A 19787-nucleotide genomic window follows, 5' to 3' on the forward strand; every position below is an offset into this window, starting at 1 on the left:
CACCAACTAATGGAGAGTAACGATGGCCGGCGCAAAAGAGATACGTAATAAAATCGGTAGTGTGAAAAGCACTCAGAAAATTACGAAAGCGATGGAAATGGTAGCAGCTTCAAAAATGCGTCGTTCTCAAGACGCCATGGAAGCTTCTCGTCCATACGCGGCAACTATGCGTAAAGTGATCGGTCATGTCGCCAACGCGAATCTAGAGTATCGTCATCCGTATCTAGAAGAGCGTGAAGCGAAACGTGTTGGTTACATCATTATTTCTACCGACCGTGGCTTGTGTGGTGGTTTGAACATTAACCTGTTCAAGAAAGCTGTTACAGACATGCAAGCGTGGAAAGAGAAGGGTGCTGAAATTGATTTGGCCATTATTGGCTCAAAAGCAACGGCATTTTTCAACAACAGCGGCGCTAAAGTAGCGGCTCAGGTATCTGGTCTGGGCGATAGCCCATCACTGGAAGACCTGATCGGTTCTGTTGGCGTGATGCTGAAGAAATATGATAACGGCGAGTTGGATCGTCTGTACGTAGTGTTCAACGAATTCGTGAACACCATGGTACAACAACCAAAGATCGATCAATTGCTACCTTTGCCTAAATCGGACAGCGAAGAGATGCAGCGTGAGCATTCATGGGACTACATCTATGAACCTGAACCAAAACCTCTGCTGGATGCGCTATTGCTGCGCTACGTAGAGTCTCAGGTTTACCAAGGTGTGGTTGAGAACCTTGCTTGTGAGCAAGCGGCTCGAATGGTTGCGATGAAGGCTGCAACGGATAACGCCTCAAATCTGATTGATGACTTAGAACTTGTGTACAACAAAGCCCGTCAGGCTGCGATCACACAAGAACTGTCAGAAATCGTGAGCGGCGCAGCAGCGGTTTAAGCTTAGGTAAAACAAACAGTTTAGAGGATTAACGATGGCTACAGGTAAGATCGTACAGATCATCGGTGCGGTAGTCGACGTAGAGTTCCCACAGAGCGCAGTACCAGGTGTTTACGATGCTCTGAAAGTTGTTGAAGCAAAAGAACGTCTGGTTCTTGAAGTTCAGCAACAGCTTGGCGGTGGCGTTGTACGCGCAATCGTAATGGGTAGCTCGGATGGTTTACGTCGTGGAATGACAGTTGAAAACACTGGCGCTCCAATTTCAGTGCCAGTAGGTACTAAAACGCTAGGTCGTATCATGAACGTACTTGGCGATGCGATTGATGAACGTGGTGAAATCGGTGCTGAAGAGCTTTACTCGATTCACCGTGCAGCACCAAGCTACGAAGAGCAGTCTAACGCAACTGAGCTGCTGGAAACTGGTGTTAAGGTAATCGACCTGATTTGTCCATTCGCTAAGGGTGGTAAAATCGGTCTGTTCGGTGGTGCAGGTGTAGGTAAGACCGTTAACATGATGGAACTTATCAACAACATCGCACTGCAACACTCAGGTCTGTCTGTATTTGCTGGTGTTGGTGAGCGTACTCGTGAGGGTAACGACTTCTACCACGAGATGCAGGAAGCGGGTGTTGTAAACATCGAGAAACCTGAAGAATCAAAAGTAGCGATGGTTTACGGCCAGATGAACGAGCCACCAGGCAACCGTCTGCGTGTAGCTCTGACTGGTCTGACTATGGCTGAGCGTTTCCGTGATGAAGGTCGTGACGTACTGCTGTTCATCGATAACATCTACCGTTATACCCTTGCGGGTACAGAGGTATCGGCACTTCTGGGTCGTATGCCATCTGCGGTAGGTTACCAGCCAACACTGGCTGAAGAGATGGGTGTACTTCAGGAACGTATCACGTCAACTAAGAAAGGTTCTATCACGTCTGTACAGGCGGTATACGTACCTGCGGATGACTTGACCGACCCGTCACCAGCAACCACGTTTGCTCACTTGGATGCAACGGTTGTACTTAACCGTAACATCGCAGCAATGGGTCTGTACCCAGCGATCGACCCACTGGATTCGACTTCTCGTCAGCTAGATCCATTGGTTGTTGGTCAAGAGCACTACGACATTGCGCGTGGCGTTCAACAGACTCTGCAACGCTACAAAGAGCTGAAAGACATCATTGCGATTCTGGGTATGGACGAACTGTCTGAAACCGATAAGCAAGTGGTAGCTCGTGCGCGTAAGATTGAGCGTTTCCTAACTCAGCCTTACCACGTAGCGGAAGTCTTCACGGGCGACCCAGGTATCTACGTACCACTAAAAGAAACTCTACGTGGCTTTAAAGGCCTGTTAGCTGGTGACTACGACGATGTTCCAGAGCAAGCGTTCATGTACTGCGGTGCAATCGACGAAGCTCTTGAGAATGCGAAGAAGCTATAAGGCTAACTAGGAGGCGATATGGCAGCAATAACCTTTCATCTGGATGTTGTGAGTGCTGAGAAGAAAATCTTCTCAGGCCTCGTTGAAACGTTCCAGGTGACCGGTAGCGAAGGTGAGCTGGGTATTTTCCACGGCCACACACCGCTGCTGACCGCTATTAAGCCTGGTATGGTGCGTATTGTGAAACAGCACGGCCACGAAGAAATCATTTATGTTTCTGGTGGTATCATTGAAGTTCAGCCTGGCACAGCGACTGTGCTGGCTGACACGGCAATCCGTGGTGAAGATCTAGACGCAGCGAAGGCAGCAGAAGCCAAACGTCGCGCTGAAGAACACATTCAGAATCAGCATGGCGATATGGACTTCGCGCAAGCGGCCAGTGAACTGGCTAAAGCCATTGCTCAGCTTCGAGTGATCGAGTTGACGAAGAAACGTCGTTAAGCCAATTAACTACGTTGAGACCAAAAGGCGACCGAAAGGTCGCCTTTTTGCTTAATTTTTAATAGAAATTTACGCCATTCATTTAACACCCCTTCATTGAGCCGCTAAAATGCGGACAGTATTAGGTTTAACGTCAGGTAAGTTAGGTACCCAATGAAATTTAGCGCAGTGATTCTTGCCGCGGGCAAAGGCACCCGTATGCATTCTAATATGCCCAAAGTGCTTCATACCCTTGCGGGCAAACCAATGGTGAAGCATGTTATCGACACCTGTAACAGTTTAGGGGCACAAAATATCCATTTAGTCTTTGGCCACGGCGGCGATCAAATGCAACACGCATTGGCTGAAGAGAGCGTCAATTGGGTATTGCAGGCAGAGCAGTTGGGTACTGGACACGCAGTGGATCAAGCGTCTGCTCAGTTTCAGGATGATGAGAAAATTCTGGTGTTGTACGGCGATGTGCCGCTGATTTCAGAAGAAACCATCGATAGCTTGCTGGACGCTCAGCCTACGGGCGGTATTGCACTGTTGACCGTGGTGCTCGATAACCCGACGGGTTACGGCCGCATCGTACGTAAAAATGGCCCTGTGGTGGCGATCGTAGAACAAAAAGATGCCACAGAAGAGCAGAAACTGATTAAAGAGATCAACACGGGTGTGATGGTCGCAACGGGCGGCGATTTGAAGCGCTGGCTATCTGGTCTCAATAACAACAACGCTCAAGGCGAGTACTACCTGACGGACGTGATTGCGGCAGCGCACGATGAAGGTCGCGCTGTAGAAGCCGTGCATCCGGTCAGTTCGATAGAAGTGGAAGGCGTCAACGACCGCATTCAACTGGCGCGTCTTGAGCGTGCATTCCAAGCGCGTCAGGCGAACAAGCTGCTGGAGCAAGGTGTGATGCTGCGCGATCCGGCGCGTTTTGATCTGCGTGGTGAACTGCAGTGCGGTACGGACGTTGAAATCGATGTGAACGTGATCATCGAAGGTTCTGTTTCGATCGGCAACAATGTAGTGATCGGTGCCGGTTCAATTCTGAAAGATTGTGAAATTGACGACAATACTGTGATCCGCCCGTACAGTGTGATTGAAGGTGCAACCGTCGGTGAAGATTGTACGGTAGGGCCGTTTACGCGCCTGCGTCCAGGCGCTGAGCTCCAAAACGATGCACATGTCGGCAACTTTGTTGAAGTGAAAAATGCGCGTTTGGGTCAGGGCTCAAAGGCCAACCATCTGGCCTATCTTGGTGATGCGGAAATTGGCCAACGCGTCAACATCGGTGCAGGTGCGATCACCTGTAACTACGATGGTGCCAACAAACATAAAACCGTGATTGGCGACGACGTTTTTGTCGGTTCTGACAGCCAGCTGGTGGCTCCTGTGACGATTGCAAACGGGGCTACCATCGGTGCAGGTACTACTCTGACGCGCGATGTTGCGGAAGGTGAGTTAGTCATTACTCGCGCTAAAGAGAAGAAAATCTCTGGCTGGCAGCGTCCGGTTAAAAAGAAATAGACCTAGAGAGCCTGCTAATAGCAGGCTTTTTTATTGCGGCAGGGCCAGCTTTTTCTCCAGACTGCGCACCCCTTGTGACACCAACAAAATCAACACCAGATACTCCAGTACCAGAAAAGTGTAGATTTCCAGCGGCAAGTACTCTGTGACCACCAGTTCATTGGCGCGACGGGTCAGATCGCTCAGACCAATGACGCTGACCAGCGATGACATTTTCAGAATATAGATAAACTGGTTGCCCAGCGGCGGCAGGATTTGTCTCAGTGCCTGAGGCAGGATCACCAGACGCATTTTTTGCCAATAATTCAGCCCCAAGGCTTCTGCTGCTTCATGTTGGCCGCGGGCGATGGCTTGAATCCCACCTCGAAACACCTCAGCCATGAATGCGCTTTCCGCCAGGCTGAGCGCGATAACCCCCGCGGTAAAATGATTAAGTGACACGTCAAACAGCGCAGGTAATCCGTAGTAGACCCACAACAGCAGTACCAAGACGGGAATGGCGCGCACGACTTCAACGTACACCCGATTGGCACGGCGCAGCGAGCGATAACGCGATAGTGCTGGCAGAGCAATCACCAGCCCTACCAACATTGCCAACACCATGCTCAGCAGAGAAATACTCAAGGTGTCACCAAAGCCCGCGACGAGGAATTTGAGGTTACGCATGCCTTGCTCTGTCGATGGATCCAGAACGTACCAGCCCCACTGGTACTGGTTGCACCCGGTTAACAGCAGCGGCAATAGCCAGGCACTGTATCGCAGCATCACACTCCTCCGTAGTCTGACTAAAAAAAGTCCTTTGATACTGCTATGTTAACAATGATGCAGTACATTCAGTGAACAGTTTTTAAGGAAAAAACGATGAAAAAAATAATAGCAGTGCTGGGGTTATGTTTGTTGTCAGTGGGTCAGGTGTATGCGCAGAGCCGTCTTCAGGACGTCTTGAACACAGGCGTGTTACGCGTTGGGACGACGGGTGACTGGAATCCGATGACGATGAAAGATCCGGCGACCAACAGTTACCGTGGTTTTGATATTGATGTGACGGCTGAGTTGGCCAAAGATCTCGGCGTTAAAGTGGAGTACGTCGCGACCGATTGGAAAACCCTGGTCAATGGTATTACCGCCAACAAATATGACATCACCGGCAGTGCGTCACTCAATATGTCGCGGGCAAAAGTAGCGGGTTATAGCCAGCCCTATTTCTATCTGGCGTTTGTACCGGTGGTGCAAAAAAGTGAACTCAGCCGCTATCAGGATTGGAGTGATTTTGATAACGCCGAGATAAAAGTGGCCGCGACGCTCGGCACGGTGCAGGAAAAAATGGTTAAAGAGTTTTTCCCCAATGCTCAGCACATCGTGATTGAAGCGCCGGCACGTGATTATCAGGAACTGTTGGCCAAACGTGCCGATGTGTCGGTGACGTCCAATGTCGAGGCGGCAACGCTGGTAGAAAAATTCAATCAGTTGGCGATCGTTCCGGTGAAAGAGGCGCGCCGCCCAACCCCGATTGCGATGCTGTTACCTCAGGACGATCAGGTATGGATTAACTACGTGAATCACTGGGTGAAACTGAAAAAAACGCAAGGGTTTTTCCGTCAAACCGCAGAGAAGTGGGGGCTGAAAAGTCTGTAATAAAAAGCGCCTCAGTTGAGGCGCTTATGGTTTATTTATCCTGAACTACACGAGCATTGTCCGGCGTAGTGAAATGCTGGTTCAGCTGACGATTGGCAATGATGTAGCCCACCCACAAGCCGAGCATACAGACCACAATCGCAATCCCCGTGACCATTTGAGCCTGGCTGGCAAAGGCCGCTACCAGCGCACTGGCTAAACTTGCGGCACAGATTTGCAGACTGTTTTGTAAACCTGCAGCAGTAGCCGGGCTGTCTTTAGCGCTGGACAGCGCGCGGTTGACAACTATTGGGTATAGTGCACCGTTAGCCACAGCAATCAGGCAGAACGGCGCCAGAATCGGCCAGATCGACGTCAGTGTCCATTGCGATGCGATGAAGATCAGTACTGTTGATAGCGTGAACAGAGCGATCAGCTGTTTCAGCACCGCTTCATCGCCGAACTTACGCACACACCATTTGCCCATGTAACCACCGACCATAAACGCGATGGTTTGCGGAATGAAGCTCAGGCCAATGTCTTTTGCTTCATAGCCCAGTTGAGCCATGATTTCTGGCATGCCAGTCAGGTAAGCGAAGAACGCGGCAGATGCGGTTGCAAACATCAGTACGTTGCCAAGATAGGATTTACTGCTCAGCAGATGTTTGATGTCCTGAGTGATCGACGTCGTTTTCGGTTCACTAACGGCATTTTTCTGTACGCCAGTGCTGATCACCAGTGCAATTCCCATGACCGTCAGTGCCAGAAAGATGCTGTGCCAGCCAAACTGGTCCGCCAGCAACACGCCTAATTGGGGCGCGAGGGCCGGAGAAAGCGCGACCAGTGGCATAATGGTAGCAAAGATCTGTTGGCTGGTCTGGCTTGGGTAACGTTTGATCACCATGGCTTGCCAAATCACTGCGGGTGCACAAACCCCAATCGCTTGCACGAAACGCAAAGAGAGCAATTGCCACACTTGATCGCAGAACGCCAGGCCAGCAGAGGCAAGAGTAAACACCACCAGACCAGTGATCAATGTATTACGATGACCAAATTTATCCGATGCCAGGCCCCACAATAACTGACCCGACGCCATTCCAACCAGAAACACGGTCAGTGACAGCGCGATTTGTTCCGGCCCGGTGGCAAAGTCCTGTTCCATGATTTTAAACGCCGGCAGATACATATCGGTGGCGATGAAGCCGAGCATAGAGAGCGCTGCTAAATAAAAAAGCTGTAAGGGTGATACGTTCATTGTTGTTCCCATCAAAAAAATTAATTCAATTTGACCCTGTATCTCTTGGCGCCAACCAGGATTTCTGAGCGCCCTCATTCTATTTTTGGTTTAAGATGAATTGAAACGCGAAATTTGTTAGTTATCGTTCAAAAAATTTGATGGGTAAAAATCATGTTTTCCAAATCCTCACTGGAAATGCTCGACACCGTAGCTCGTTTGGGCAGTTTCACCGCCGCTGCGGATGTGCTGCATAAAGTCCCCTCGGCGATCAGCTATGGTGTGCGTCAGGTGGAAGTGGAACTCGGGGTGGTGCTGTTTCGCCGTCTGCCACGAAAAGTGGAGCTGACTCCCGCAGGTGAACTGTTTATGCAAGAGGCAAGGTCGTTATTACGCCAGATGGAAGAGCTGAAAGCGCAAACGCGGCGGGCGGCGCACGGTTGGCAGAAAACCCTCAAAGTCACGTTGGACAATGTGGTCAAATTGGATCGCATGAAGCCGCTGGTGGAAGATTTCTACCGCACGTTTGAATTTGCCGAGTTGCAAATCAACATGGAAGTGTTTAATGGCTCTTGGGAAGCCATCTCTCAGGGGCGGGCGGATATTGTGATTGGGGCGACCTCTGCGGTGCCTGTCGGGGGCGATTTTGAAGTGCGGGATATGGGGATTCTTGATTGGGCGTTTGTGATGTCGCCGGCCCATCCGTGTGTACGTGAGCAAGTGCTTACTGAAGCGTTTGTCAGTCAGTTTCCGGCGATCTGTCTTGATGACACTTCCAGTGTATTGCCAAAAAGGCATACCGGGCACTATCCGCAGCAGCGACGTCTGCTGCTGCCCAACTGGTATAGCGCTATCGAGTGCCTGAAAAATGGTGTGGGCGTGGGGTATATGCCTCGTCATATGGCGCAGCCGTTATTGGCCAGTGGTCAGTTAGTGGAGAAAATGTTGCCGGACGAAAAGCCGCTCAGCCAGTGTTGTTTGGTGTGGCGTAAAGATGACAACCATAAGCTGATTGAGTGGATGGTGAACTATCTCGGCACCAGTGAGCAGTTACATCAAGATTGGTTGCAGGCGTATTGAGCCAGAATCACAGGAAATAAAAAAGCCAGCAGATGCTGGCTTTTCAGTTGCCGCTTATGGGCGTTCAAAGATGGTGGCAATCCCTTGGCCCAAGCCGATACACATGGTAGCTAAGCCGTATTTGGCATTCTTGGCTTCCATCAGGTTAATCAGCGTGGTGGAGATGCGTGTGCCGGAACAGCCTAACGGGTGACCGAGTGCAATCGCGCCGCCGTTGAGATTGACCTTGTCATCCATCTTATCCAGCAGACCCAGATCTTTGGCACATGGCAGTGACTGAGCCGCAAACGCTTCATTGAGCTCCACCACATCCATATCATCGATGCTCAGACCGGCGCGTTGCAGCGCTTTTTTCGTCGCTGGGACCGGACCGTAGCCCATGATGGAGGGATCGCAGCCTGCAATGGCCATGGATTTCACGCGTGCTCGAATGGTCAGGCCCAGTGCGTTGGCTTTGGCTTCACTCATCACCAGCATCGCAGACGCACCATCCGACAATGCCGACGAGGTGCCCGCCGTCACGGTGCCGTTGGCCGGGTCAAACACCGGGCGTAGTTCAGACAGGCCTTCCACTGTGGTTTCCGGGCGAATCACTTCATCGTAATCGAGCGTGAACAGAGTGCCGTCTGGCGCATGGCCTTCAGTTGGCAGGATTTCGTTTTTAAAACGACCTTCCAGTGTTGCTGCCTGCGCACGTTGGTGAGAGCGGGCGGCAAAGGCATCTTGTTGTTCACGGCTGATACCGTGCAGTTTACCCAGCATTTCGGCTGTCAAACCCATCATACCAGCGGCTTTGGCGACGTTTTTCGACATGCCCGGGTGGAAATCCACGCCGTGCGTCATCGGTACGTGACCCATGTGTTCAACACCGCCGACGATACACATTTCCGCATCACCCACCATGATCGCACGCGTAGCGTCATGCAGCGCCTGCATGGATGAACCACACAAACGGTTGACTGTTACGGCACCGATTTCAATTGGCAGACCCGCCAGCAGCGCGGCGTTACGGGCAATATTGAAGCCTTGCTCCAACGTTTGCTGTACACAGCCCCAATAGATGTCTTCGATTTCGTGCGGGTTAACCTGAGGGTTACGCGACAGCAGGCCTTTCATCAGATGCGCCGACAAATCTTCCGCACGCTGGTGGCGAAACGCCCCGCCTTTGGAGCGACCCATCGGGGTACGAAGGCAATCAACAATCACTACATTATTCATTTTGTCATTCCTTTTCCAAACGGGGTTATAGCGAACCAGCTTGCTGTGACTGGTAAAAGCTTTCGCCTTTCTCTGCTTTGTCGATCAGCAGTTGTGGTACTTGGTACATGGCGCCCAGATGTTCATACTGTTTCGTCATCGCGACATAATTAGCCAAGCCAATACTGTCAAGGTAACGGAACACGCCGCCGCGGAAAGGAGGGAAACCTAGGCCGTAGACCAGCGCCATATCAGCTTCTTGTGGTGTCGCGATAATGCCTTCTTCCAGACACAGGGCGACTTCGTTGATCATCGGAATCATCATACGAGCGATAATGGTTTGTGCGTCAAACTCCGCTTTCGCACCACACACGGTTTCCAGCACTGGCAGAATATCGCTTGAGAACGCTTTTTTCGGTTTGCCTTTCTTATCAATCGTGTACTGATAGAAGCCTGAACCGTTCTTCTGACCAAATTTGTTCGCTTCATACAGGGCATCAATCGCGTCACGGCCTTGTTTACCCATACGTTGCGGGAAGCCTTGCGCCATCACTTCCTGGGCGTGATGCGCGGTATCAATACCGACCACATCCAGCAGGTACGCCGGACCCATTGGCCAGCCGAACTGACGTTCCATTACTTTATCAACCTGAGTGAAGTCCGCACCGTCACGCATCAGCAGGCTAAAGCCGCCAAAGTAGGGGAACAGGACGCGGTTGACGAAGAATCCCGGACAGTCATTGACCACAATCGGCGATTTACCCATCTTGGCGGCGTAAGCCACAACGCGGTTGATGGTGTCTTCAGAGGTATGCTCGCCACGAATGATTTCAACCAGCGGCATGCGATGTACCGGGTTGAAGAAGTGCATGCCACAGAAGTTTTCCGGGCGCTGCAGCGATTTGGCCAGCAAGTTAATCGGAATGGTTGAGGTGTTGGACGTAATGATGGTCTCAGCAGAAACATTTTGTTCCACTTCGCTCAATACCGCAGCTTTAACTTTTGGATTCTCTACCACCGCTTCGACGATAACGTCGGCTTGTTCGATACCTGCGTAATGCAGGCTTGGCGTGATGGAAGCCAAAACTCCGGCCATTTTAAAACCATCAATTTTGCCGCGTTCCAGCTGTTTATTCAGCAGCTTGGATGCTTCAGTCATGCCTAAATCCAGTGATTTCTGCGCGATATCTTTCATCAGTACCGGTACGCCTTTACTGGCAGACTGGTAAGCAATGCCGCCACCCATGATGCCGGCACCCAGTACCGCTGCACGCTCTGTGGCTTTGCTGGCCGCTTTCGCGGATTTTTTCGCCAGGCCTTTGATGTACTGATCGTTGAGGAAAATACCGACCAGCGCTTGTGCTTCCTGAGATTTCGCAAGCTTGATGAAATGTTTGCGTTCAATCGCCAGTGCTTCATCGCGCGCGCAGCGAGCGGCTTCTTCAATCGTCACGACAGACGTCATTGGCGCCGGGTAATGCGGGCCAGTCACTTGCGCGACCATGCCTTTGGCCATGGTAAAGCTCATCATGGCTTCCAGCTTGCTCAGCGTCAGAGGCGATGTTTTTTGCTGACGACGTGTTTGCCAGTCGACCTTTTCATTGATGGCTTGCGTTAATGTCGCCAGAGCAGATTCCAGCAGTTTGTCGCTGTCGACCAGAGCATCCAGCAAACCGATTTTTAATGCTTCTTCTGCGCGGCAGGCTTTACCTTGCGTGATGATTTCCATTGCGCTGTCTGCGCCAATCACACGAGGTAAACGTACCGTGCCGCCAAACCCTGGCATGATACCCAGTTTGGTTTCAGGTAAACCGATGCTGGTGGTTTTATCACCAATGCGGAAGTCGGTAGCGAGTACACACTCACATCCGCCACCCAATGTGAATCCTTTCAGAGCTGACAGCGTCGGAACCGGAAGATCTTCCAGTTTGTTAAAGATGCGGTTGGCAAAGATCAGCCATTCATCGAGCTCTGCTTCCGGCTTAGCAAATAAGCCGAGAAATTCGGTGATGTCTGCACCAACGATGAATGCCTCTTTATCCGATGTCAGGACTAAGCCTTTCAGTCCGGCATGTGCCTTTAGCGCATCCAGCGCTTCGTCCAGAGACGTCAGTGTTGCTAGGTCAAGCTTGTTGACGGATTCTGGAGAGCAGAAACTCAGCTCCACAATGCCATCATGTAATTCCTTTACCTGTAGGGTTTTGGCTTGGTAAATCATTGTCTATCTCCGTGACATACAATCCACGATTGTGTGTGAGAGTTTTTATTGTATTTAAAATTCTGGTTAGACCAGTCGATTTAGTGTGAACCTGAGATTGATTAATTTCAATACATTTTTTAAACAACTGTTTAACATTGTGCGCCATGCCAATCCTGAGTCATTTTTCAAATCCTCGTGTTACACTTGGCGACCTTTTCATCATCGGCGAGAAAAATGAACGTTCAGCCTTATCACATTCCTGCAGCTCCGGTTCGCTTTGAAGAAGAGATCAAAAAGAGCCTCTTTATTACCTATTTAGCTCATACGCCAGGAATTGACGCAGCGAAAGCGTTTGTCGATGAGATCAAGTCGCGTCATGCCGATGCGCGCCACAACTGCTGGGCGTTTGTCGCTGGCAGGCCACAGGATTCTATGCTGTGGGGGTTCAGTGATGATGGTGAGCCATCCGGTACTGCGGGAAAGCCGATTCTGGCTCAGCTGTCCGGGTCGGGCGTGGGAGAGATGACTGCGGTGGTGACGCGTTACTATGGCGGGATTCGACTCGGAACCGGCGGTTTAGTGAAAGCCTATGGCGGCGGTGTGCAGCAAGCGCTCAAGTTGCTTCAAACTATTGAGAAAAAAATCACCACAAAACTGCACCTGACGCTAGACTACGGATTGGTTGCTCTGGCGCAGTCGATCATGAGCCAGTTTGAAGCCGCGGAAGTGGACGCTGAGTATGGAGAAAGTGTCTGCCTTACCGTGGAATTGGAATGCCTTCATGTTGAGGCGTTTACTCAGAGCATCATTAACAAGAGCGGCGCCAAGATTCTTGTTGCTGGTGTGGAAAACAGTTAGGAACTCAGAAGCGCAGCTTCGTTAAGTCTATTCATGCAATTTCGTTCAATCATTCGAATCGTCGGGCTGCTGCTCGCGTTATTCAGTGTGTCTATGCTGGCGCCCGCGCTGGTGGCTTTGATCTACCGCGACGGTGCTGGTGTTCCGTTCGTTTCGACCTTTTTTGTTCTGCTGATGTGTGGCGGCCTGTTCTGGTTTCCTAACCGTCGCTATCGCCATGAATTGAAAGCGCGCGATGGCTTTCTGATTGTGGTTCTGTTCTGGACCGTTATCGGCAGTGCGGGATCGCTGCCGTTTCTGCTTGCCGACAATCCGAATATTTCCGTCACGGATGCCTTTTTTGAATCTTTTTCTGCGCTGACAACCACGGGAGCCACGGTGATTGTCGGGCTGGATAATCTGCCGAAAGCGGTATTGTTTTATCGTCAGTTTCTGCAATGGTTCGGCGGGATGGGGATCATCGTCTTGGCCGTGGCCATTCTGCCCGTGCTGGGTATCGGTGGCATGCAGCTTTACCGAGCGGAAATTCCGGGGCCGGTGAAAGACAACAAAGTGACGCCACGCATTGCCGAAACGGCTAAAGCGCTGTGGTATATCTATCTGAGCTTAACCATCGCCTGTGCGGGCGCGTTCTGGCTGGCAGGTATGACGTTGTTCGACGCGATTTGTCACAGTTTTTCTACCATTGCGATTGGGGGCTTCTCTACTCACGATGCCAGCATTGGTTATTTCGATAGCTACGCGATTAATATGATTACGGTGGTGTTCCTGCTGATTTCGGCGTGTAACTTCACTCTGCACTATGCCGCGTTCGCGACCGGAGGCGTGCACCCGAAGTACTATTGGAAAGACCCGGAGTTTCGAGCGTTTGTTGTGATTCAGGCGATTTTGTTTAGCGTCTGTTTCCTGATGCTGCTCAAGCACCACTCTTATGACTCGCTTTATGATGCATTTGATCAGGCGCTATTCCAGACAGTCTCCATTTCGACCACGGCAGGATTTACCACTACGGGCTTTTCCGATTGGCCACTGTTTTTACCTGTATTGCTATTGTTCTCTTCTTTTATAGGTGGATGTGCAGGATCGACGGGGGGCGGAATGAAAGTGATTCGCGTGTTCTTGCTAACGCTGCAGGGGGCACGTGAAATGAAGCGCCTGGTGCACCCGCGTGCGATCTACCACATTAAGATTGGAGACAGCGCATTGCCACAACGTGTTGTGGATGCCGTTTGGGGATTCTTCTCCGCATACGCTCTGGTGTTTGTCGTTTGTATGTTGGCGCTCATTGCTACTGGTATGGATGAACTAAGCGCGTTTTCGGCAGTCGCGGCCACACTTAATAACCTGGGCCCAGGCTTGGGTGAAGTCGCGGTACACTTTGCTGACGTGAACGATACAGCCAAGTGGATTCTTGTGGTATCGATGCTGTTTGGCCGATTAGAGATCTTCACACTATTAATATTGTTGACGCCGACGTTCTGGCGCAGCTGAGGAAGCATTCGTGAAAGCACTATTATTATATTCCAGCCGGGAAGGGCAAACGCAAAAAATCATACACAACATTGCAGGTCAGCTTGAAGGGTATGAATGTGACATTCGCAACCTGCACGATTGTGCCTCATTGGATCTGGCCGCATATGACAAAGTTCTGATTGGGGCGTCCATTCGTTATGGTCACCTGAATAAAAAGCTCTATGAGTTTATCGCGCGTCATCTTACCCAGTTGCAGCAAAGCAAAGCCGCGTTCTTTTGTGTCAATCTGACCGCTCGCAAAGAGGATCAGGGCAAAGACACGCCTGAGGGGAGTGTCTATGTACAGACGTTTTTGAAAAAATCACCGTGGCAGCCGGAACTGATAGGTGTGTTTGCTGGTGCACTCTATTACCCTAGGTACCGCTTTTTCGACAAAATGATGATTCGTTTAATCATGACGCTGACAGGCGGCGAAACGGATACCACAAAAGAAGTGGAGTACACCAACTGGGAAAAAGTGACTCAATTCGCGATAAAATTTAAAAAGATGTAAAGAAAACCAGCAGATTTGTGGTCTTTTGCCTCTTTTTTAGCCGAACGACAAAAAATACGTAAAATTCGCCTCAAAAACTATTGCCAAAATTCTAGGTCTCCCTATAATGCCGCCTCGCTGACACGGGAACGGTTCGACAGAAAAGTCCTTGATTAGCAGGTCACTTAGCTTCGTCAAATATGATGAAAAAGTTTTGAAAAAAGTGGTTGACACTAAAACTTAACTCGCTAAAATGGCCGTCCGCTTTGAGAAGAAAGCTTCGAAAAGCAACGTTCTTTAACAACTTAAACCTATCAATCTGTGTGGGCACTCGTTGATGATAATCGCAAAAGATTTATCAATGAACTGAGTGACCAATTTGATACTTCGGTATCGAGCACAGTCAATTCAACATTACGTAGTAATGTTATCATGTCTAAAGAAAAATTTGAACGTACGAAACCGCACGTAAACGTTGGTACTATCGGCCACGTTGACCACGGTAAAACAACTCTAACTGCAGCAATCTGTACTACTCTGTCTAAAGTATACGGCGGTGCAGCACGTGACTTCGCGTCAATCGACAACGCTCCAGAAGAGCGCGAGCGCGGTATCACAATCTCTACTTCTCACGTAGAGTATGACACTCCAAGCCGTCACTACGCACACGTAGACTGCCCAGGACACGCTGACTATGTTAAAAACATGATCACTGGTGCTGCGCAAATGGACGGTGGTATCCTAGTTGTTGCTGCAACAGATGGTCCAATGCCACAAACTCGTGAGCACATCCTACTAGGCCGTCAGGTTGGTATTCCTTACATCATCGTATTCATGAACAAATGTGACATGGTTGATGATGAAGAGCTGCTAGAACTAGTAGAAATGGAAGTTCGTGAACTTCTGTCTGAATACGATTTCCCAGGTGATGACCTACCAGTTATCCAAGGTTCTGCACTAGGCGCGCTAAACGGCGAAGCACAGTGGGAAGAGAAAATCCTTGAGCTGGCTAAAGCACTGGACGAGTACATTCCAGAGCCAGAGCGTGCAGTAGACATGCCGTTCCTGATGCCAATCGAAGACGTATTCTCAATCCAAGGTCGTGGTACAGTAGTAACTGGCCGTATCGAGCGCGGTATCCTACGTGTAGGTGATGAAGTAGCAATCGTTGGTATCCACGACACTACAACCACTACATGTACTGGTGTAGAAATGTTCCGTAAACTGCTGGACGAAGGTCGTGCAGGTGAGAACGTTGGTGCGCTACTACGTGGTACTAAGCGTGATGAAGTAGAACGTGGTCAAGTACTGGCTAAACCAGGTTCAATCACTCCACACACTAAGTTCGAATCAGAAGTATACGTACTGTCTAAAGATGAAGGTGGTCGTCACACTCCATTCTTCAAAGGTTACCGTCCACAGTTCTACTTCCGTACAACTGACGTAACAGGTAACATCGAACTGCCAGCAGGCGTAGAGATGGTAATGCCAGGCGACAACATTCAAATGATTGTTGAACTGATCGCTCCAATCGCAATGGACGAAGGTCTACGCTTCGCGATCCGTGAAGGTGGCCGTACAGTTGGTGCTGGTGTTGTTGCTAAGATCATCGCTTAATCACAGATTCTGTGAAGAATGATTTGACTACGCAGTAGCAAAGAGGGCATCATTTGATGCCCTTTTTCTGCGCTGTAGTTTTTTGTGCTGATTTATTAATCGAATCGCACTCAGCAAGGAATTCCGGGGCTGAGAGTTCCTCTTGGTCTTGAACGATCGATCGACACTTTTTAGTGTTGATGGAATGGATTTGCCCTGCAACAGCGGGGTTGTTGTCGTCTATAGTAAGACTTGTGACAGGTTGGTTTATGAAAGCAAACAATGCTGAGACTCCTGATAGCTCAAGTGCAGCGGATACATTGAAGTGGATCGTCACTTTTGTACTGCTAGCTGCCGCTGTTGTGGGTAATTACCTGTATGGTGAATTGTCTGTAGTGATTCGCGCTGCAGGTGTGATTGTGTTGATTGCTGCCGCGCTTGGCGTTGCTGCAACCACATCAAAAGGTAAAGCCGCGATTATTTTTGCACGCGAATCTCGTATGGAAGTTCGCAAAGTTGTTTGGCCTACGCGTCAGGAAACAATGCAAACGACATTGATCGTGTTAGCTGTAAGTATTGTAATGGCTCTAGTGCTTTGGGGCATTGACGGCATTATGGTTCGTCTTGTTGCCTTTGCAACTGGGGTATAGAGGGTTTAATACATGAGTGAAGCTCCAAAAAAACGCTGGTATGTAGTTCAAGCCTTCTCGGGATTTGAAGGTCGTGTCGCCCAGTCACTTCGTGAACATATCAAAATGCATGGCATGGAAGAGTTGTTCGGTGAAGTTCTGGTTCCAACTGAAGAAGTTGTAGAAATGCGCGCCGGTCAACGCCGCAAAAGCGAACGTAAATTCTTCCCTGGTTACGTGTTAGTGCAAATGATCATGAATGATGAATCATGGCACTTAGTACGTAGCGTTCCTCGTGTAATGGGCTTCATTGGTGGTACCTCTGATCGTCCTGCACCTATCACAGATAAAGAAGCTGACGCTATTCTGAACCGTCTTGAGAAAGCGAGCGAAGCTCCACGTCCTAAGACTATGTTCGAAGCGGGTGAAGTGGTACGTGTTAACGAAGGTCCGTTTGCTGACTTCAACGGTACGGTTGAAGAAGTGGATTATGAGAAGAGCCGTCTGAAAGTGTCTGTATCGATCTTTGGTCGTGCAACACCGGTTGAGCTTGAATTTGGTCAGGTGGATAAACTTGATTAAAAAAACAGCTTTGTAGGCTTGTTTAAGGCGCGAAATCTGACTATAATTTCGCGCCTTTTTACTTCTGTCGAAGTGAAAAGTTTTTTGCTCTAACGGGGAGCTGATCAGTAGATTAGCGTTTGAACCCACAATCTAGGAAATATCATGGCTAAGAAAGTTGAAGCTTATATCAAGCTGCAAGTTGCAGCGGGTATGGCTAACCCAAGTCCACCAGTTGGTCCTGCTCTAGGTCAACGTGGTGTGAACATCATGGAATTCTGTAAAGCGTTCAACGCACGTACAGAATCTATGGAGAAAGGTCTACCTACTCCAGTTGTTATCACTGTATACAGCGACCGTTCTTTCACTTTTGAAACTAAGACTCCACCTGCAGCAGTTCTTCTTAAGAAAGCAGCTGGTATCAAGTCTGGTTCAGGTCGTCCAAACACTGATAAAGTGGGTACAATCACTGACGCTCAAATCCAAGAAATCGCAGAAACTAAAGCTGCGGACATGACTGGTGCTGATATCGAAGCAATGAAGCGTTCTATCGCAGGTACTGCTCGTTCAATGGGCCTAGTGGTTGAGGGTTAAGACAATGGCAAAACTAACTAAGCGCATGCGTACTATCCGCGAAAAAGTGGATGTAACTAAAGAGTACGACATCAACGAAGCTGTTGCTCTTCTGAAAGAACTTGCAACTGCAAAATTCGTAGAATCTGTTGACGTTGCTGTTAACCTAGGTATCGACGCTCGTAAATCTGACCAAAACGTTCGCGGTGCAACTGTACTGCCACACGGTACTGGTCGTGATATCCGCGTTGCTGTATTCACTCAAGGTGCTAACGCTGAAGCTGCGAAAGAAGCTGGCGCTGACCTAGTGGGTATGGAAGATCTTGCTGAGCAAGTTAAGAAAGGCGAAATGAACTTCGACGTAGTTATCGCATCTCCAGATGCAATGCGCGTTGTAGGTCAACTAGGTACTATCCTAGGTCCTCGCGGTCTTATGCCAAACCCTAAAGTTGGTACTGTAACTCCTAACGTTGCTGAAGCGGTTAAGAACGCTAAAGCAGGTCAGGTTCGTTACCGTAACGACAAGAACGGCATCATCCACACTACCATTGGTAAGGTGTCTTTCGAAACTGAACAACTTAAAGAGAACCTAGAAGCTCTGCTAGTTGCTCTGAAGAAAGCAAAACCTTCTTCTGCGAAAGGTACTTTCGTGAAGAAAGTAAGCATCTCTACTACTATGGGTGCTGGCGTTGCTGTTGATCAGGCTACTCTGACTGCTCAAGTATAATGCATTTGCTTAGGCGTGAAATTTGTGTATAATTTCGCGCCTAATATTTGTGGTTGGGGCTGATAGTTCATTCCTCGAATGAATGTTCAGTCTCCGTCCAAGACCGTAGGCGTTATCACTTGATAACTTAATGCAACCTACGTAGATGGTGCCCGAACCTGACAGAAAGATTTCATTTTTTATTTTAAAGAATGGGTTAACTTTCTTCTGGGACTGCACCTAATAATCTCTCACTGTTGTGATAATAGTGAGTGGTGTAACGACAACCAGGAGTAATCCAAGATGGCTTTAAATCTTCAAGACAAAAAAGCAATTGTCGCTGAAGTCAACGAAGCGGCCAGTGGTGCACTTTCTGCAGTTGTAGCTGACTCTCGTGGTGTACAAGTTGCTGCGATGACAACTCTACGTAAACAAGCTCGCGAAGCGGGTGTTTACCTACGTGTTGTTCGTAACACACTAGCACGTCGCGCAGTAGAAGGCACAGCTTACGAATGTCTACAAGACGTATTCGTAGGTCCTACTTTGATCGGCTTCTCTAACGAGCACCCAGGTGCTGCAGCGCGTCTTTTCAAAGACTTCGCTAAAGAGAACAAAGCGTTTGAGATCAAAGCAGCTGCATATGAAGGCGCACTGACTGACGTTGAAGTACTAGCGACGCTACCAACTTACGACGAAGCAATCGCACGTCTGATGATGTGCATGAAAGAAGCTTCTGCTGCTAAGCTGGCTCGCACTATCGCTGCTATCCGTGACCAAAAAGAAGCTGCTGCGGCTTAATTGCCTTGCTTTTTACTGGTTGCAAAATAAACTTATTGTTGACTTAAAAGAGAATTGTTATGTCTATTACTAACGAGCAAATCCTAGACGCTATTGCAGAAATGACTGTAATGCAAGTTGTTGAACTGATCTCTGCAATGGAAGAGAAATTCGGTGTTACTGCTGCTGCTGCAGTTGTAGCTGGTGGTGCTGCTGCAGGCGCTGCTGTTGAAGAGCAAACTGAATTCGACGTAATCCTAGCTTCTGCTGGCGCGAACAAAGTTTCTGTAATCAAAGCAGTACGTGGCGCAACTGGCCTAGGTCTGAAAGAAGCTAAAGCTCTAGTTGACGGCGCTCCAGCTGCTCTGAAAGAAGCTGTATCTAAAGAAGAAGCTGAAGCACTGAAGAAAGAGCTTGAAGAAGCTGGTGCAACTGTTGAAGTTAAGTAATAATTACTTAATTTCTTAGCCGTAA

20 protein-coding genes are annotated in these 19787 nt (G+C 49.3%); 16 read left to right on the top strand and 4 right to left on the bottom strand.

What is annotated here, in order from left to right; translation table 11 throughout:
* Window positions 1–22 precede the first annotated feature (22 nt).
* The 4 genes from atpG (at window position 23) to glmU (ending at window position 4283) form a co-directional block, all read left to right on the top strand.
* Entirely contained in the window at window positions 23–889 is an 867-nt protein-coding gene (gene atpG, locus LGV68_RS20610) for a F0F1 ATP synthase subunit gamma (RefSeq protein WP_020430349.1), read from the top strand.
* Window positions 890–923: 34 nt separating this feature from the next.
* Window positions 924–2327: a F0F1 ATP synthase subunit beta gene (gene atpD, locus LGV68_RS20615; RefSeq protein ID WP_032082197.1), complete on the top strand. Its 1404-nt coding sequence runs from the start codon at window positions 924–926 to the stop codon at window positions 2325–2327.
* An 18-nt stretch (window positions 2328–2345) separates the two neighbouring features.
* Window positions 2346–2768, top strand: a complete 423-nt coding sequence (locus LGV68_RS20620; RefSeq protein ID WP_024373977.1) for a F0F1 ATP synthase subunit epsilon — start codon at window positions 2346–2348, stop codon at window positions 2766–2768.
* Between the two features lie 153 nt (window positions 2769–2921).
* A complete protein-coding gene (gene glmU, locus LGV68_RS20625; RefSeq protein ID WP_143683436.1) occupies window positions 2922–4283 on the top strand; it encodes a bifunctional UDP-N-acetylglucosamine diphosphorylase/glucosamine-1-phosphate N-acetyltransferase GlmU in 1362 nt (453 codons plus the stop codon).
* A 30-nt stretch (window positions 4284–4313) separates the two neighbouring features.
* Here glmU and LGV68_RS20630 read toward each other — a convergent pair whose 3' ends face one another.
* Window positions 4314–5048 carry an amino acid ABC transporter permease gene (locus tag LGV68_RS20630; protein WP_143683435.1) on the bottom strand — a complete coding sequence of 245 codons (735 nt, stop codon included), beginning with the start codon at window positions 5046–5048 and terminating at the stop codon, window positions 4314–4316.
* A gap of 96 nt (window positions 5049–5144) precedes the next feature.
* Here LGV68_RS20630 and LGV68_RS20635 point away from each other — a divergent pair, with 96 nt between their 5' ends.
* Complete coding sequence (locus LGV68_RS20635; protein WP_252535989.1) at window positions 5145–5918, top strand: transporter substrate-binding domain-containing protein; 774 nt, start codon at window positions 5145–5147, stop codon at window positions 5916–5918.
* A gap of 31 nt (window positions 5919–5949) precedes the next feature.
* Here LGV68_RS20635 and punC read toward each other — a convergent pair whose 3' ends face one another.
* A complete protein-coding gene (punC, locus tag LGV68_RS20640) occupies window positions 5950–7152 on the bottom strand; it encodes a purine nucleoside transporter PunC (protein ID WP_047461748.1) in 1203 nt (400 codons plus the stop codon).
* 153 nt (window positions 7153–7305) lie between these two features.
* Here punC and punR point away from each other — a divergent pair, with 153 nt between their 5' ends.
* On the top strand, window positions 7306–8211 hold the full coding sequence (punR, locus tag LGV68_RS20645; protein WP_047461745.1) for a DNA-binding transcriptional activator PunR: 906 nt from the start codon (window positions 7306–7308) through the stop codon (window positions 8209–8211).
* Window positions 8212–8265: 54 nt separating this feature from the next.
* On the opposite strand, the gene fadA is transcribed toward punR, so the two are convergent.
* On the bottom strand, window positions 8266–9429 hold the full coding sequence (fadA, locus tag LGV68_RS20650; protein WP_024374754.1) for an acetyl-CoA C-acyltransferase FadA: 1164 nt from the start codon (window positions 9427–9429) through the stop codon (window positions 8266–8268).
* Window positions 9430–9454: 25 nt separating this feature from the next.
* Window positions 9455–11626: a fatty acid oxidation complex subunit alpha FadB gene (fadB, locus tag LGV68_RS20655; protein WP_252535990.1), complete on the bottom strand. Its 2172-nt coding sequence runs from the start codon at window positions 11624–11626 to the stop codon at window positions 9455–9457.
* A gap of 216 nt (window positions 11627–11842) precedes the next feature.
* Between fadB and LGV68_RS20660 the strand changes: the two genes are divergently transcribed.
* The 10 genes from LGV68_RS20660 to rplL all read left to right on the top strand — a co-directional run bounded on the left by LGV68_RS20660 (window position 11843) and on the right by rplL (window position 19762).
* Window positions 11843–12466 carry a YigZ family protein gene (locus LGV68_RS20660; RefSeq protein WP_047461738.1) on the top strand — a complete coding sequence of 208 codons (624 nt, stop codon included), beginning with the start codon at window positions 11843–11845 and terminating at the stop codon, window positions 12464–12466.
* 33 nt (window positions 12467–12499) lie between these two features.
* Window positions 12500–13957 carry a TrkH family potassium uptake protein gene (locus tag LGV68_RS20665; RefSeq protein ID WP_024374751.1) on the top strand — a complete coding sequence of 486 codons (1458 nt, stop codon included), beginning with the start codon at window positions 12500–12502 and terminating at the stop codon, window positions 13955–13957.
* A gap of 10 nt (window positions 13958–13967) precedes the next feature.
* Complete coding sequence (gene hemG / locus LGV68_RS20670; RefSeq protein WP_222737248.1) at window positions 13968–14492, top strand: menaquinone-dependent protoporphyrinogen IX dehydrogenase; 525 nt, start codon at window positions 13968–13970, stop codon at window positions 14490–14492.
* 411 nt (window positions 14493–14903) lie between these two features.
* Complete coding sequence (gene tuf, locus LGV68_RS20675) at window positions 14904–16088, top strand: elongation factor Tu (protein WP_075989032.1); 1185 nt, start codon at window positions 14904–14906, stop codon at window positions 16086–16088.
* A gap of 248 nt (window positions 16089–16336) precedes the next feature.
* Window positions 16337–16717 carry a preprotein translocase subunit SecE gene (gene secE, locus LGV68_RS20680; RefSeq protein WP_020332599.1) on the top strand — a complete coding sequence of 127 codons (381 nt, stop codon included), beginning with the start codon at window positions 16337–16339 and terminating at the stop codon, window positions 16715–16717.
* Window positions 16718–16729: 12 nt separating this feature from the next.
* Window positions 16730–17278, top strand: a complete 549-nt coding sequence (gene nusG, locus LGV68_RS20685; RefSeq protein WP_020332600.1) for a transcription termination/antitermination protein NusG — start codon at window positions 16730–16732, stop codon at window positions 17276–17278.
* Between the two features lie 144 nt (window positions 17279–17422).
* On the top strand, window positions 17423–17851 hold the full coding sequence (gene rplK / locus LGV68_RS20690) for a 50S ribosomal protein L11 (protein WP_020332601.1): 429 nt from the start codon (window positions 17423–17425) through the stop codon (window positions 17849–17851).
* Window positions 17852–17855: 4 nt separating this feature from the next.
* Window positions 17856–18557 (top strand): 50S ribosomal protein L1, encoded by a 702-nt coding sequence (gene rplA, locus LGV68_RS20695; protein ID WP_020332602.1) that lies wholly within the window; start codon window positions 17856–17858, stop codon window positions 18555–18557.
* A 282-nt stretch (window positions 18558–18839) separates the two neighbouring features.
* Complete coding sequence (gene rplJ, locus LGV68_RS20700) at window positions 18840–19334, top strand: 50S ribosomal protein L10 (RefSeq protein ID WP_020332603.1); 495 nt, start codon at window positions 18840–18842, stop codon at window positions 19332–19334.
* 59 nt (window positions 19335–19393) lie between these two features.
* Complete coding sequence (gene rplL, locus LGV68_RS20705; protein ID WP_020332604.1) at window positions 19394–19762, top strand: 50S ribosomal protein L7/L12; 369 nt, start codon at window positions 19394–19396, stop codon at window positions 19760–19762.
* Window positions 19763–19787: the final 25 nt, after the last annotated feature.

This window comes from Vibrio sp. LQ2 (assembly GCF_023920125.1).
In the GTDB taxonomy this organism is placed as follows: domain Bacteria; phylum Pseudomonadota; class Gammaproteobacteria; order Enterobacterales; family Vibrionaceae; genus Vibrio; species Vibrio fluvialis.

What these genes read in the sequence shown, in the direction of transcription:
- atpG (WP_020430349.1), top strand. Translation starts at nt 23, where the DNA reads ATGGCCGGCGCAAAAGAGATACGTAATAAAATCGGTAGTGTGAAAAGC.
- atpD (WP_032082197.1), top strand. Translation starts at nt 924, where the DNA reads ATGGCTACAGGTAAGATCGTACAGATCATCGGTGCGGTAGTCGACGTA.
- LGV68_RS20620 (WP_024373977.1), top strand. Translation starts at nt 2,346, where the DNA reads ATGGCAGCAATAACCTTTCATCTGGATGTTGTGAGTGCTGAGAAGAAA.
- glmU (WP_143683436.1), top strand. Translation starts at nt 2,922, where the DNA reads ATGAAATTTAGCGCAGTGATTCTTGCCGCGGGCAAAGGCACCCGTATG.
- LGV68_RS20630 (WP_143683435.1), bottom strand. Translation starts at nt 5,048, where the DNA reads ATGCTGCGATACAGTGCCTGGCTATTGCCGCTGCTGTTAACCGGGTGC.
- LGV68_RS20635 (WP_252535989.1), top strand. Translation starts at nt 5,145, where the DNA reads ATGAAAAAAATAATAGCAGTGCTGGGGTTATGTTTGTTGTCAGTGGGT.
- punC (WP_047461748.1), bottom strand. Translation starts at nt 7,152, where the DNA reads ATGAACGTATCACCCTTACAGCTTTTTTATTTAGCAGCGCTCTCTATG.
- punR (WP_047461745.1), top strand. Translation starts at nt 7,306, where the DNA reads ATGTTTTCCAAATCCTCACTGGAAATGCTCGACACCGTAGCTCGTTTG.
- fadA (WP_024374754.1), bottom strand. Translation starts at nt 9,429, where the DNA reads ATGAATAATGTAGTGATTGTTGATTGCCTTCGTACCCCGATGGGTCGC.
- fadB (WP_252535990.1), bottom strand. Translation starts at nt 11,626, where the DNA reads ATGATTTACCAAGCCAAAACCCTACAGGTAAAGGAATTACATGATGGC.
- LGV68_RS20660 (WP_047461738.1), top strand. Translation starts at nt 11,843, where the DNA reads ATGAACGTTCAGCCTTATCACATTCCTGCAGCTCCGGTTCGCTTTGAA.
- LGV68_RS20665 (WP_024374751.1), top strand. Translation starts at nt 12,500, where the DNA reads ATGCAATTTCGTTCAATCATTCGAATCGTCGGGCTGCTGCTCGCGTTA.
- tuf (WP_075989032.1), top strand. Translation starts at nt 14,904, where the DNA reads ATGTCTAAAGAAAAATTTGAACGTACGAAACCGCACGTAAACGTTGGT.
- secE (WP_020332599.1), top strand. Translation starts at nt 16,337, where the DNA reads ATGAAAGCAAACAATGCTGAGACTCCTGATAGCTCAAGTGCAGCGGAT.
- nusG (WP_020332600.1), top strand. Translation starts at nt 16,730, where the DNA reads ATGAGTGAAGCTCCAAAAAAACGCTGGTATGTAGTTCAAGCCTTCTCG.
- rplK (WP_020332601.1), top strand. Translation starts at nt 17,423, where the DNA reads ATGGCTAAGAAAGTTGAAGCTTATATCAAGCTGCAAGTTGCAGCGGGT.
- rplA (WP_020332602.1), top strand. Translation starts at nt 17,856, where the DNA reads ATGGCAAAACTAACTAAGCGCATGCGTACTATCCGCGAAAAAGTGGAT.
- rplJ (WP_020332603.1), top strand. Translation starts at nt 18,840, where the DNA reads ATGGCTTTAAATCTTCAAGACAAAAAAGCAATTGTCGCTGAAGTCAAC.
- rplL (WP_020332604.1), top strand. Translation starts at nt 19,394, where the DNA reads ATGTCTATTACTAACGAGCAAATCCTAGACGCTATTGCAGAAATGACT.